We start from the raw sequence: 12,749 nt of genomic DNA, 5'->3' as shown, positions 1-12,749 counted from the left end.
GGGAGTGAACCGATCCGCCCGTACGCCGCTCTCCTACGGCGAACGGGCGGATCGCGTTCCCCCGGCCCGGCGCGGATCGGCGCACCGGGCAGGGCACCGCCCAAGGATGGCGCCACGCCGGCCCGCCGACCCTCCGTTGCCCTGCGCGCGGCCATCAGCAGCAGCTGGACCGGCCCGCTCCTGGTCACCCTGCTCGCCGGGCTGCTCCGGTTCTGGTACCTGGGCAGCCCGCGCGCGGTGGTCTTCGACGAGACCTACTACGCCAAGGACGCCTGGTCCCTGCTGCAGTACGGCTACGAGGGCAGCTGGCCGGACCAGGCCGACGCCCAGCTCCTCACCCATCCGGCCACGATCGGGCTCAGCCGTGCACCGGAGTTCGTCGCGCATCCGCCGGTCGGCAAGTGGCTGATCGCGCTCGGCGAGGGGCTCTTCGGCATGACGCCGTTCGGCTGGCGGTTCGTCCCCGCGCTGCTCGGCACCCTCTCCGTGCTGCTGCTCTGCCGGGCCGCCCGCCGTCTGCTGCGCTCCACCGCGCTGGGCTGCCTGGCCGGCCTGCTGCTCTCGCTGGACGGGCTGCACCTGGTGATGAGCCGCACGGCGCTGCTCGACATCGTGCTGATGTTCTGGGTGCCGGCCGCGTTCGGCTGCCTGCTGCTCGCCCGGGACGCCCTCGCTGCTCTGGTGGACCGCCCTGCTCGCCCTGGCCTACCTCGGCCACCTCCTGCTACGCCACCGCGACCCCCGTGCCGCCGCCGTGCTGGGTGCGGTCGCGGCCGGCTACCTCCCGTGGTTCCTCTACCAGGGCCGCACCCTCCTTCTACGCGGTCGCCTTCGTGCCCTTCCTCTGCCTGGCCGTCGCCGTCCTGGCACAGGACCTGCTGCGCACCCCGACCCGCCCGCGCATCCTCGTCGCCGGTCTGGCGCTGACCGCGATCGCCACCAACTTCGTCTGGTTCCTGCCGCTCTACACGGCCCACCCGATCCCGACGGCGGCCTGGCAGGCACGGATCTAGTTCGACGGCTGGCTCCGAAGCTCCCCGGCGGCGCGCAGCGGCCTCACCGCGGCTCCCGCTCCTGTGCCGTGCCCGTCCGCCAGGGAGTGTCCTGCCGCTGCGCCTCGTGCCACAGCCGCGCGGTGATCTCGCCCGCCGTCCCCGGCCGGGCCTTGGCGAAGGCGGTGCCCGCCCACAGGTGCATCTGCTGGGTGTCGGCACGGGCGGTGGCCGCGGCGCGCAGCGGGGCGGTCAGGTGGTGCACCTCGGGGTAGGCGTGGGGGGCGTGCCCGGCGTGCTCGTCGATGAAGGCGTTGCGCAGGCCGCGGGCGACCCGGCCGGTGAAGGCACGGGTGCCGACGGTCTCGGTGAAGGCCGGGTCGGCCAGTGCCGCGCGGTGCGGTGCGGAGGTGCCGGCCTCCTCGGCGAGCAGGTAGGCGGTGCCGAGTTGGACGGCCCTGGCCCCGGCCCGCAGCGCCGCGGCGATCGCGGCGCCGTCGCCGAGCCCGCCGGCCGCGATCAGCGGCAGGTCGACGGCGGCGCGGACCAGGGCGAGCAGCTCCAGCAGGGGTTCACCGCCCGGTTCGGGGCCGGCCTGGTGGGTGCCCCGGTGACCGCCCGCCTCCGGGCCCTGGACACAGAGCGCGTCCACTCCCAGCGCCACCGCCGCGCGGGCCTCGGCCACGCTGGTCACGGTGGCCACCTGGGCGGTGCCCGCCGCCCGCAGTGCGTCGGCCTCCTGACGGGTCGGCAGGCCGAAGGTGTAGGAGACCACGGGCACCGGATCGGCGAGCAGTGCGGCGATCTTGGCGTTCCAGTCCTCGTCGTCCGGGGCGATCCGCTCCGGCAGGGCGACGCCCCGGCGCTCCGCCTCGGGGAGCAGCTCCGCCCGGTAGGCGGGAACGCCGGCCAGCGCGGCGGGGTCGGTGGCGGCGGGGACGAAGAGGTTGACGCCGAACGGACGGTCCGTCAGTTCGCGTGTCCGGGCGATCTGCTCGCTCATCGCGTCGGCTCGTCTGTATCCGGCGGCGAGGTAGCCGAGGCCGCCCGCCTCATTGACGGCCGCGACCAGCGCGGGAGTTGAGGCGCCACCGGCCATGGGGGCGGCGATGATCGGCAGGGTCGGCTCGGGAAGAGTGGACACGCGCCCCACTGTACGACGCTGCGGGTGGGACGGGCGGGCCGGGCCGCGCTTGATCGCGGGCCAGGTGACCGTCGGGTGTGCGGGCCACGGGTCAGCCGGGCAGCCCGCGCGCCGCCGTCCGGATGGCCGTGAGCCGCTCGGGCGGGCAGCCGGCCCCGCAGGCCAGGCGCACCGCGGCATCGGCCACCGCGACGCAGACCGTCTCCGTCGCGTGTTCGGCGCACTGTCGCGAGACGGCCACGGTGCCCTCCACCAGGCCGAGCACCAGCTCGGCCCGCAGGGTCAGCTCCGACGCGGGCAGACCGTCCAGCCCGGCCAGCAGGGTGCGGTAGGCAGCGCCGAGTTCGCAGCGGAGCCGGCGGAAGTCGGCGAACCGCTCGCCTCGCACCTCGGGCAGCAGGTAGAGCGCGCCCAGGTTGGAGAAGCCGCCGAGCAGCAGAGCGGTGTCGAAGTGGACCATCGACCAGAGCCGGGCACCGGGCACCGGTTCGGCGGTCTCCAGCAGGCGGTTGGCGTGGGCGAGGGCGGGGGTGACGGTGCCTTCGAGCAGGGTGGCGAGGATGGCGTCCTTGCTCGCGAAGTGGTGGTACAGGGTGGACTGGCGCAGTCCGGCGCGTTCGGCGACCGCACGGGTGGTGGTGGCCGCGTAGCCGTCCCGGGTGAACAACTCGGCGGCGGCCGCGAGGACCTGGGCGCGGCCGGCGGTACCGCGCGCGACCGCGGCGGTGGGGCTGGAGTTGGAGGCAGCGGCGGCGGGGGACGGTGAGGCGGGGGGCATGGCGCGATCCTCCCACAGCCGGGTTGCATCAGATTCTCCTGATGCAGGCCGTTTCGTCAGCGGATCGTCCGCTTTGCCACCCCGGAAGCCGTAAAATCTTTTGCCTTGTCATGTCCGAGGTATGGACGCTCCCAGGGCCGGGCTGCTTGGGTAGGGCGTGTCACCCCCATGCGCCCCGCGCTTCCTCGGTGCCCATCGCCATCGGCAGGCCGTGCCGCCGTATGACTGGTACCCGCGTACAGCAGGGCTGAGCCCCGCGACGCCCCCGGTTCCCGGGCGGCCCGGCCTTGACGTGCGGTCAGGCCGAGCCGCCCGGCCACAACCGGTCTCCGGGTGCCCTCGGAGACCTCCAGCGGCTCCGGACGCCCTCCGTTCAGCCGGCGCGGTGTCAGCCGGCGCGGATCAGGCCGCTGCTCAGCCCGGCGGCGATCGCGGCGGTGCGGCTGTCCACGCCGAGCTTCTCGTAGATGTGCACCAGGTGGGTCTTGACGGTGGCCTCGCTGATGAAGAGGCGCTTGGAGATCTGACGGTTCGCCAGCCCCGATGCGAGCAGTTGGAGGATCTCGGACTCGCGGGGCGACAGCGTGGGCCGGCCGGCCCGTACCCGCCCGAGCAGGCGCGCCGCCACCGGCGGTGCCAGCACCGTCTCGCCCCGGGCGGCGGCCTGGACCGCGGCGACCAGCTCCGGTGGCGGGGCGTCCTTGAGCAGGTACCCGGTCGCACCGGCCTCGACGGCGGCCAGGATGTCGGCGTCGGTGCTGTAGGTGGTCAGGATGAGCACCGCGGGCGGGTCGGGCAGGGCGGTGATCCGCCGCGTGGCCTCCACTCCGTGCATGCCGGAGCCCATCTGCAGGTCCATCAGGACCACGTCGGGCCGCCGGGGCAGGGCGTCGAGCAGGCGCAGCGCCTCCGCTCCGTCGCCGGCCTCGCCGACGGCCTCCAGCTCGGGCAGCTCGTCGACCATGGCGCGCAGGCCCCGCCGCACCACCGGGTGGTCATCGACCAGCAGCACCTGGATCATCGCGGGGCCGCCAGACTCTCGCCCGAGCTCGCGGCCCGGGGACCGAGCAGGCGCGCGGCCAGGGCGTCGAGCCCCTCGTGGCCGTCCTGCGCGCTCAACCCGTCGAACGACAGGGGCCGCACCGGGCCGGACGGCTCGTCCGAGCCGTCCGGCCCGGGTGGGCCGCCCAGCGTGCCCGGCTCGTCCGGCTCATCAGGCTCGTCCAGCCCGTCCAGCCCGTCCAGCCCGTCCAGCCCGATCGGGCCCGTGAGAGCAACGAGCCGCAGGGAGGCCGCGACCACCGTGCCCTCGCCCGGGGCCGACTCGACGGTGAGACTGCCGCCGAGCGCCGCGATCCGCTCGTGCATCCCGTGCAGGCCGAAGCCGCTCCCGACCGCCGGGTCGGCCACCGCTCGGGGGTCGAAGCCCACCCCGTCGTCGAACACGTCGAGCGTCACCTCGTCGTCGAGGTAGCTGAGGGTCACCGCGATCCGCTCGGCCGCCGCATGCCGCTCGGCGTTGGCCAGCGCCTCCTGGGTCAGCCGGAGCAGGGCCACCTCGGCCTCCACCGGGAGCGCGTACGGTTCGCCGTCCAGGTGGAAGACCGCCCCGCGCCCGGCCGCCAGCCGGCGCAGCGCCTCGGCCAGCGTGGCGTCGTCCAGCGCGGGCGGGGTGAGCGCCTGCACGAAGCGGCGGGCCTCGGCCAGGTTCTCGGCGGCGGTGCGGCCCACTTCGCGGATCCAGTCGGCGGCGGCCTGCGGGTCGGCGGGCAGGGCAGCCTCGGCGGAGCGGGCCAGCATGACGATGCTGGAGAGCCCCTGGGCGAGCGTGTCGTGGATCTCCCGGGCCAGGCGCTGACGCTCCGCCAGCCGCCCCGCCTCGCGCTGGCTGGCGACCAGCTTGCCCTCGGTGCGCACCAGGTCCTCGATCAGGTGCTGCCGCTGGCGGTTCTCCCGGTAGAGGGCCGCGTAGCCGTAGGCGGTGAGAAGCGCGACCGCGGCCCCGGCCAGCGGGCCGAGCACCTTCGCCGTGCTCAGCCCGCCCGCCGTGCCGGCCTGGGCCGCTACCACCAGGCCGGTCAGGCCCAGCACGGCGGGCACTGCCCAGCGCACCGGGAGCAGGTGCAGGCAGATGAAGTAGAGCGGGAAAGCGAGGTAGCAGAACTCCGGGTGGCCGAGCGTGAGCGCCGCCCAGAGGAGCACCACCACGCCGAGCCAGGCACCGGCCCAGCGCCGATCGAACCGGATCCGCCGCACCAGCCCGCCGACGGCGTAGGCGGCGCCGAGCGCCAGCGCCGCGGCCAGCCCGGCCGCCCCGAGCTGGCCGTCCAGCAGACCGCGCAGCACCAGCACCGCCAGGAGGGTGAAGAACAGCCCGTGCAGGGCGAGGTTCATCACCCGCAGGGCGGGGGTGCTCACAGAATGTCCGGCGAGGGCGAGGGCAGGGACGGGGGCAGGGGTGGGACGACCGGGGTGATCGGCCCGGTCGGCACGGTTGAGGCGGCTCACGCCTTCCGAGGGTACGGGCCGGGCACGGCATCGCCGCACCTCTCGGCATCAACCGTTCGATGGATTCCGGGCTCCACCAGACGAGCGGCTTGCGAGCCGCTCCTCTCGGCGATGGCAGGCAGCCCGCCGGCCGACAGAGTGGAGCCACAACCTCTCCCCCGACCACGACACGACCACGACCACGACCATCCGCCCGCCCGCCCTCGACCAAGTAGGTTCCCGTGTTCGTCGCTCTGCGTGACCTCCGCTTCGCCAGGGGCCGCTTCGCCCTGATGGGCGCGGTGGTCACCTTGATCAGCACCCTGGTGGTCTTCCTCTACGGGCTGACCGGCGGCCTGGCCTCGGCGGCCTCCTCCACCATCGCCGGGCTGCCGGCCGACCGGATCGTCTTCGGCGCGCCCGCCGGCGCCGCGCCGACCGTCTCCTTCAGCTCCAGCTCCATCTCGTCCGAGCAGCAGGCGGGGTGGACGAGTGCGCCCGGGATCTCTTCGGTCGAGCCCCTCGGGGTCTCGATGACCAGGCTGACCGCCGGCGGGAGCGCCACCTCGGTCAGCGTGCTGGGCGCCGGCGGCCCGCTGCTGCCGCCGCTGCGCTCGGGAGCCGCCCCGGGCGACGGTCAGGTCGCGGTGGGCACCGACACCGCCGCCGACAGCCACCTGGCGGTCGGCCAGCAGGTCCGGCTGGGGCCCCGGACGCTGACCGTCAGCGCGATCACGGACCAGCGCTCCTATGCACACGCCCCCACCGTCTGGACCACGCTGCCCACCTGGCAGGCGCTCAGCGGCCAGACCCGCCCGACCGCCCTGGCGATCACCGCGGGCCGCGCCGCCGACCTCGGCGCCCTCGATCGATACCAGAACACGAAGGCCGCCACGCTGGACGGCGCCCTGGCCGGCATCGACGGCTACGCGGCCGAGCAAGGCAGCCTGCAACTGATCCAGGGCTTCCTCTTCGCGGTCAGTGCGCTGGTGGTCGGCGCCTTCTTCACCGTCTGGACGATCCAGCGCAAACCCGATATCGCCGTCCTCAAGGCGGTCGGCGCGAGCAGCGCCTACCTGGTGCGGGACGCACTCGCCCAGGCCACCGTGGTGCTGCTGGCCGGCGCCCTGCTCGGCGGGGCGGCGGGTGCGGCCGGCGGGGCAATCGCCGCCACCGACGTCCCCTTCGACCTGAGCGCGACCAGCGTGGCCGTACCGGTGGCCGCCATGGTGCTGCTCGGCCTGCTCGGCGCCGTGCTGGCCGTGCGCCGGATCACCGCCGTCGACCCGATCACCGCCCTGGGAGCCGCCCGATGACCAGTACCCTGACCACGCCGCGCACCCGCACAGGCCTGGCGCTGCGTGGGGTGACCCTCACCTACCCCGACGGCGAGCAGCGGCTCACCGCGCTGGACGAGGTCAACCTGGAGGTCGCGCCCGGCGAGTTCACGGCGGTGGTGGGGCCCTCGGGTTCCGGCAAGTCCAGCCTGCTGGCCGTGGCCGCGACCCTGCTGCGGCCCGACCGCGGCCAGGTGCTGATAGACGGTCAGGACGCGGGCGCGCTGTCCGCCAAGGCCCGCACCGCGCTGCGTCGCGAGCGGTTGGGCATCGTCTTCCAGCAGTCCAATCTGCTCGCCTCGCTCACCGCGGTGGAGCAGTTGCTGGTCCTGGCGGACCTGCGGGGCGAGCGCCCCGGCCGGGTCCGCTCCCGGGCCGAGCAGTTGCTCGCCTCGGTCGGGCTGGACGAGGCCAAGCAGCGCCGCCGCCCCCACCAGCTCTCGGGTGGTGAACGCCAGCGGGTCAACATCGCCCGGGCACTCTTCGGCCGGCCCTCGGTGCTGCTGGTCGACGAGCCCACGTCCGCGCTGGATCACGAGCGCGGGGCCCAGATCGTGCGGCTGCTGGCCGAGGCCACCCGCGAGCACGGCACGGCCACGGTGATGGTCACCCACGACCGGGCGCTCCTGAGGGAGGTGGACCGGGTGCTGGAAATGGCGGACGGACGTCTGCGCGGGTGACGGTCGACCGCGAGCGCTACCGCGTCCCCAGGCGCAGGGCCGGCTTCTCCGCCGCGGCCTCCTCGCGGCCGGCCGCCCACAGGGAGCGGACGTGGCTGAGGTGGCGGGCCATGCAGGCCTCGGCGGCCTCGGCGTCGCCGGAGATCATCAGGTCCAGCAGTTCCAGGTGCTCCTCGGCGGAGGAGACCAGCTCGCCGCGCTGGTCGAGGCGGGTCAGGCCGTAGAGGCGGGAGCGCTTGCGCAGGTCACCGACCACCTCGACCAGGCGGGCGTTGCCGGCCAGGCCCAGCAGGGTCAGGTGGAACTGGCGGTCGGCCTCCAGGTACCCGATCAGGTCGTGCTGGCGGGCGGCGGCCACGATCTCCTCGGCGACCGGCCGCAGCGCCTCCAACTGCTCGGCCGTGGCGCCGCGGGCGACCCGACCGACCGTCGGGACCTCGATCAGCTCACGGATCTCGGTGAAGTCGTCCAGGTCCCGCTCGGTCATCTCGGTGACCCGGAAACCCTTGTTGCGCACGGCCTCGACCAGGCCCTCACGGGCCAGGTCAAGCATCGCCTCGCGGACCGGGGTGGCCGAGACGCCGAAGTCGGCGGCCAGCGCGGGCGCGGAGTAGACCACACCCGGGCGCAGCTCACCGGAGATCAGCGCGGCCCGCAGGGCGTGGGCGACCTGGTCGCGCAGACGCTCCTGAACGGAGATGAGGGGGCGGGGCTTTGACTCGGTCACTGCGGTCCTCCGGAGAGTGCGGAGCCCCCAGCGTACAATGTCACGTTTCGACTGGTCAGCACGGCTGAGCGACGGATCGGCGCCGAATCGCCCGGCCGGCGAACCGCGAACACCCCACAGACGGTCCACGGATGCTCCACGGATGGTCCGCGCATGCCGCACGGATGACCCACGGGTGATCCACGGACGGCCCCCGGACCGCCCGGCCGGCCACCTTGCGGGCACGCCCGCCGTCCGGCACGCCCCCGCACTCCCTTTGACGCCGGGTCAGCCGTCAACGTCGGCGACGGTGAAGTTCCGCGGCGAGGGCGAGGTCCTGCCAGGCCATGCCGACGCTCTTGAAGAAGCGCGGCCGGTCCGTCGGGACGGCGGCCCTCCCGTTCACCAGCTCGGTGAGGTTGGCCCACGCCTTCGGCGCCTCGGGCCCGGCCCCGCCGTCCGCGAGCAGCAGGTCCCCCGCCTCCAGCCGGGCCGCCGCCCGGGCCTCCACGTAGCAGGCGGCCCGGGCCACCAGGACGCCGTCCACCTCCCGCGCCCGCGGGCTGTGCGAGCCGACCGCCGCCACCACCGCGTGCTCGCGGACGAGCGCGCCGTCGAAGAGCGGCGTGGTCGCGGTGGTGCAGCAGACCACCAGGTCGGCCCCGGCGACCGCGTCCGGCTCCCCCGCCAGCGCCGAAAGCCCCAGCTCTTGGGCGTACCGGACCAGCCCCGCAGCCGGTTCGGCCCGGCGCGCCACCACCGTGACCCGTCCCAGCGGCCGGACGGCGCACAGCGCATCGAGGTGCCCGTAGGCCTGCGGCCCGGCGCCGAAGAGCACCAAATGCTCGGCATCGGCAGCGGCCAGCCGGTCCACGGCGACAGCGGTCACGGCAGGCGTGCGCAGCGCCGTGAGTGCCGCACCGTCCAACAGCGCGAGCGGCAGCAGGGTGGCGCCGTCCAGCAGCAGATAGCTGCCGGTGATCCTGGGCAGGCCGAGCGCCGGGTTGGCCGGGGCCACGCCCGCGATCTTGACACCCGCGTACCCGTCGGCGGCGGCCGGCATCAGCAGCAGCTCGCCGCTCGGTACGGCCACGTTGCTGCGGCCCGGGCAGGCCTCCACATCGAGTCCGGCCCGCAGCACCTCGGCGATCGCGTCGATGGCCTGACGCATCGTCAGATCGACCGCCAGCTCGGTGATCACAGCAGGAATCCGGTGCCGAGCAGGTCGGCCGGGTCCAGCACGAACGTGTGCTCGCCGGTGCGATGGGCCTGCCCGGTGACCTCGGTCAGCACACCGCCCGGCCCGTGGCCGAGGACCCGGCCGGTGAAGACGGTGCCGATCACCGACTCGTGGCGCAACTCCTGTCCGGGGCCCAGCCGCCCGTCGGCCGCGAGCAGGGCCAGCCGCGCCGAGGTGCCGGAGCCGCAGGGCGAGCGGTCGATCTGACCGTCCGTGAAGACGGTGACGCTGCGCTGGTTCGGGCCGGCCTCGGTGTCGGGCAGCTCCTCATGGAAGATCACCCCGTACAGGTCGTACGTGTCGAGCAGCGCGGCCCGGATCTCCCGCCCGAGCGGGACCAGCGCCGCCAGCGCGCCCGGGGCCACCCGCGCACCGGAGCCCGCCGCCGCGAACGGCCCGCCGCCCGGCACCGCCAACGAGGCGTAGCGGGCCCCGGAGTCGGCCACGTCGACCTCCAGTGTCCCCACCGAGGTCGCCACCGGCAGCTTGCGGGCCAGGACCCGGGTCGGGACGTTGCGGAAGGTCACCGCCGTGGTGCGCCCGGCACTGCGGTGCACCAGCGCGGCGACCCGTCCGGACGGGACGTCGATCCAGACCCGGGCGGTGCCGTCGTCCGGCGCGGCGACCAGCCCGCTGTCCACGGCCCAGGCACCCAGCGCCATGGTGCCGTGACCGCAGGCGGTGGAGTAGCCGTCCTTGTGGAAGAAGAGCACGCCCAGCTGCGCCTCGTCGTCGTCCGGCGGCACCAGGAACCCGCCGTACATCCCCGCGTGTCCGCGCGGTTCCCGGGTCAGCAGCTGCCGCACGGTCTCCAGCGGGCCGGGCCGCGGCACCCGCGCGCCACCGACACCGACAACCGAACCGGCGGCCGGCCGCAGCGCGATGGCCCGGCGCTCGGCCACGCTCCCGCCCGGAACGGGCGGCAGACCGGCGGTGACGATCCGGAACGGCTCACCGGCGGTGTGGTAGTCCACCGTCCGGACTTCGAGTCCCGCCGGTGGCAACGGCTCCGATCCGGGCCCGCTCACCGCACCTCCCCCGCCGGCAGCAGCGAGATCGTGCGGCTCGCGGTGTAGAAGTCCAGCGCCGCTGCCCCCTGCTCGCGGGCGCCGTAGGAGGCCTGCTGGGTGCCGCCGAACGGCAGGTGGAAGTCGACCCCGCTGGACGGCGCGTTGATCCGGATCATCCCGGCCGCCAGCCGGTCGGCCGCCGCGAGCGCGACGTCCAGGTCCCGGGTGTGCACCGAGGCCGCCAGGCTGTGCCGGGTGGCGTTGGCCAGCGCGACCGCCTCGTCCAGATCGGCGGCGGCCAGCAGCACCGCGACCGGCCCGAAGAACTCCTCGGTCAGCAGCGGATCCCCGTCCGGCACCTGCTCCAGCAGCGTCGGTTCGACGAACCAGCCCGCCCGCTCGGGCACCCGCCCGCCCGTCAGCAGCTGCGCCCCGCCCGCCACCGCCGAGGAGACCGCGCCGGTCAGCCGCTCCCGCGCCGCCTCGGAGATCACCGGCCCGCACTCCACCTCCGCCAGCGCCTTGACCAGCGCCGCGCGCAGCGGTTCGAGCGCCGCGCCCACCGCGATCACCCGGCTGGTGGCGGTGCACTTCTGGCCCGCGTACCCCGCGATGGCGAAGGCCAGCTGGGCGGCCGCCTGCTCGACGTCGGCCGTCGGCAGCACGATGGCCGCGTTCACCCCGCCCAGCTCGGCCTGCACCGGCACCGAGCGCTCGGTGGCCGCGCGGATCACGGCCTGCCCGGTGCCGGTGGAGCCGGTGAAGGAGATGACGTCCGCCGCGGAGACCAGCGCCGCCCCCTCCGCCGCGCCGCCCGGCACCACGGTCAGCACGTCCGCGGGCAGCGCGAGCAGCTCGGCCAGCCGCAGTGCGCAGGCGCTCGCCTCCGGCGCGGGCTTGAGCACCACGGTGTTGCCGACTGCCAGCGCGGGCGCGGCCTTCCAGAGCGGAATGGCGTACGGGAAGTTCCACGGCGTGATGAGCCCGGCCACGCCGTGCGGGCGACGGCGGGTGAGCAGCAGCCCCGGCCCCGCGGCGGTCTCGTGCACGGCGCCGGAGGGTGCGAAGGGCGCCTGTGCGTAGTAGCGCAGGATGGCGACGGTCCTGGCCACCTCCCCCTGCGCCTCGGCGACCGGCTTGCCCACCTCGCGCACCGCGAGCGCGGTCAGCTCCGCGGCGTGTGCCTCGACCGCGTCGGCGGCCCGCCCCAGCGCGGCCGAGCGAGCGGCGGCGCCGAGCGCCAGCCAGCCCGGCTGCGCGGCCCGGGCCCGCTCGACGGCCGCGGTGGTGCCGAAGGCGCCGGGGGCCGGGACCTCGGCGACCAGGTCGGCCGGGTCGGCGGGGTTGTAGGAGCTGACAGTGGCGCTCACAGCAGGAAGCCTCCGGGGAAGGGGTCACTCGGGTCGAGGAAGTACTGGGCGGTGCCGGTCAGCCAGGCCCGCCCGGTGACGGTCGGAACCACCGCGGGCCGCCCGGCCACCTCGGTCGACTCGACCAGTCGGCCGGTGAACCGGGTGCCGATGAAGGACTCGTTGACGAAGTCCTGACCGATCGCCAGCTCACCGCGCGCGTGCAGCTGGGCCATCCGGGCCGAGGTGCCGGTGCCGCAGGGCGAGCGGTCGAACCAGCCGGGGTGGATCGCCATCGCGTGGCGGGTGTGCTCGGCGGTGGAGCCGGGGGCCAGCAGGTTGACGTGGTGGACGCTGTGGAAGGACGGGTCCTCGGGGTGCACCGGGCGCTCGGCGGAGGCGTTGATCGCCTCCATCAGGGCCAGGCCCGCCGCCAGCAGCTCCTGCTTGCGCGCCCGCTCGAAGGGCAGCCCGAACTCGGCTGCCGGCAGGATCGCGTAGAAGTTGCCCCCGTACGCCAGGTCGTAGCTGACGGCGCCCCAGCCGGGCACCTCGATCTTCCGGTCCAGCGCGACCGCGAACGAGGCGACGTTGCGGATGGTGACGGCGGTGGCGGCGCCGTCCGTCACCCGCACCTCGGCGGTGACCAGCCCTGCCGGGGTGTCCAGGCGGACGGTGGTGACCGGCTCGACCACCGGCACCATGCCGGTCTCCACCAGCACGGTGGCCACCCCGATGGTGCCGTGCCCGCACATCGGCAGCAGCCCGGAGACCTCGATGAACAGCACGCCGTAGTCGGCGTCCGGCCGGGTCGGCGGCTGCAGGATCGCGCCGCTCATCGAGGCGTGGCCGCGCGGCTCGTACATCAGCAGGGTGCGCAGGTGGTCCAGGTGCTGCTGGAAGTGGACGCGCCGCTCGGCCATGGTGGCACCGGGGATGACGCCGACCCCACCCGTGATCACCCGAGTGGGCATGCCCTCGGTGTGCGAGTCGACGGCGTGGAAGACGTGGCGGGTGCGCATGGGT

Annotated in this window: 11 protein-coding genes and 1 pseudogene; 3 read left to right on the top strand and 9 right to left on the bottom strand. The window is 74.9% G+C overall.

All coding sequences use genetic code 11. The annotated features are described in order from the left end of the window. Positions 1 to 75 precede the first annotated feature (75 nt). Positions 76 to 678 (top strand): annotated as a pseudogene (locus tag OG500_RS38275) (phospholipid carrier-dependent glycosyltransferase); the annotation flags it as partial. A gap of 378 nt (positions 679 to 1,056) precedes the next feature. On the opposite strand, the gene OG500_RS30465 reads toward OG500_RS38275, so the two are convergent. The 4 genes from OG500_RS30465 to OG500_RS30450 all read right to left on the bottom strand — a co-directional run bounded on the left by OG500_RS30465 (position 1,057) and on the right by OG500_RS30450 (position 5,332). Then, positions 1,057 to 2,091 (bottom strand): nitronate monooxygenase, encoded by a 1,035-nt coding sequence (locus OG500_RS30465; RefSeq protein ID WP_442907154.1) that lies wholly within the window; start codon positions 2,089 to 2,091, stop codon positions 1,057 to 1,059. 136 nt (positions 2,092 to 2,227) lie between these two features. Further along, positions 2,228 to 2,914, bottom strand: a complete 687-nt coding sequence (locus OG500_RS30460; protein ID WP_329584687.1) for a TetR/AcrR family transcriptional regulator — start codon at positions 2,912 to 2,914, stop codon at positions 2,228 to 2,230. Between the two features lie 388 nt (positions 2,915 to 3,302). Further along, a complete protein-coding gene (locus tag OG500_RS30455) occupies positions 3,303 to 3,935 on the bottom strand; it encodes a response regulator transcription factor (protein WP_327070044.1) in 633 nt (210 codons plus the stop codon). Beyond that, positions 3,932 to 5,332: a sensor histidine kinase gene (locus tag OG500_RS30450; protein WP_329584685.1), complete on the bottom strand. Its 1,401-nt coding sequence runs from the start codon at positions 5,330 to 5,332 to the stop codon at positions 3,932 to 3,934. Before OG500_RS30450 ends, OG500_RS30455 begins: the two co-directional genes overlap by 4 nt. Positions 5,333 to 5,643: 311 nt before the next feature. Here OG500_RS30450 and OG500_RS30445 point away from each other — a divergent pair, with 311 nt between their 5' ends. Both OG500_RS30445 and OG500_RS30440 read left to right on the top strand, forming a co-directional pair. Further along, a complete protein-coding gene (locus OG500_RS30445; RefSeq protein ID WP_329584683.1) occupies positions 5,644 to 6,717 on the top strand; it encodes an ABC transporter permease in 1,074 nt (357 codons plus the stop codon). Further along, complete coding sequence (locus tag OG500_RS30440) at positions 6,714 to 7,418, top strand: ABC transporter ATP-binding protein (protein WP_329584681.1); 705 nt, start codon at positions 6,714 to 6,716, stop codon at positions 7,416 to 7,418. Before OG500_RS30445 ends, OG500_RS30440 begins: the two co-directional genes overlap by 4 nt. Positions 7,419 to 7,434: 16 nt before the next feature. On the opposite strand, the gene OG500_RS30435 is transcribed toward OG500_RS30440, so the two are convergent. The 5 genes from OG500_RS30435 to OG500_RS30415 all read right to left on the bottom strand — a co-directional run bounded on the left by OG500_RS30435 (position 7,435) and on the right by OG500_RS30415 (position 12,745). Further along, positions 7,435 to 8,145, bottom strand: coding sequence for a GntR family transcriptional regulator (locus OG500_RS30435; RefSeq protein WP_327070040.1), 711 nt, complete (start codon positions 8,143 to 8,145; stop codon positions 7,435 to 7,437). A gap of 274 nt (positions 8,146 to 8,419) precedes the next feature. Then, a complete protein-coding gene (locus OG500_RS30430) occupies positions 8,420 to 9,325 on the bottom strand; it encodes an ornithine cyclodeaminase family protein (protein ID WP_327070039.1) in 906 nt (301 codons plus the stop codon). Then, positions 9,322 to 10,392 carry a proline racemase family protein gene (locus OG500_RS30425; protein ID WP_329584678.1) on the bottom strand — a complete coding sequence of 357 codons (1,071 nt, stop codon included), beginning with the start codon at positions 10,390 to 10,392 and terminating at the stop codon, positions 9,322 to 9,324. The genes OG500_RS30430 and OG500_RS30425 overlap by 4 nt, the downstream gene beginning before the upstream one ends. Continuing rightward, entirely contained in the window at positions 10,389 to 11,744 is a 1,356-nt protein-coding gene (locus OG500_RS30420; protein WP_329584676.1) for an aldehyde dehydrogenase family protein, read from the bottom strand. Before OG500_RS30420 ends, OG500_RS30425 begins: the two co-directional genes overlap by 4 nt. Further along, entirely contained in the window at positions 11,741 to 12,745 is a 1,005-nt protein-coding gene (locus OG500_RS30415) for a proline racemase family protein (RefSeq protein WP_327070037.1), read from the bottom strand. Before OG500_RS30415 ends, OG500_RS30420 begins: the two co-directional genes overlap by 4 nt. Positions 12,746 to 12,749: the final 4 nt, after the last annotated feature.

Origin of the sequence: Kitasatospora sp. NBC_01250 (genome assembly GCF_036226465.1) — a bacterium.
Classification (GTDB): domain Bacteria; phylum Actinomycetota; class Actinomycetes; order Streptomycetales; family Streptomycetaceae; genus Kitasatospora.
This window is presented reverse-complemented; position numbering and strand designations above follow the sequence as displayed.

Bases quoted from the DNA above. Each gene is read 5' to 3' on its own strand.
- OG500_RS30465 (WP_442907154.1), bottom strand. From the start codon at position 2,091: ATGGCCGGTGGCGCCTCAACTCCCGCGCTGGTCGCGGCCGTCAATGAG.
- OG500_RS30460 (WP_329584687.1), bottom strand. From the start codon at position 2,914: ATGCCCCCCGCCTCACCGTCCCCCGCCGCCGCTGCCTCCAACTCCAGC.
- OG500_RS30455 (WP_327070044.1), bottom strand. From the start codon at position 3,935: ATGATCCAGGTGCTGCTGGTCGATGACCACCCGGTGGTGCGGCGGGGC.
- OG500_RS30440 (WP_329584681.1), top strand. From the start codon at position 6,714: ATGACCAGTACCCTGACCACGCCGCGCACCCGCACAGGCCTGGCGCTG.
- OG500_RS30415 (WP_327070037.1), bottom strand. From the start codon at position 12,745: ATGCGCACCCGCCACGTCTTCCACGCCGTCGACTCGCACACCGAGGGC.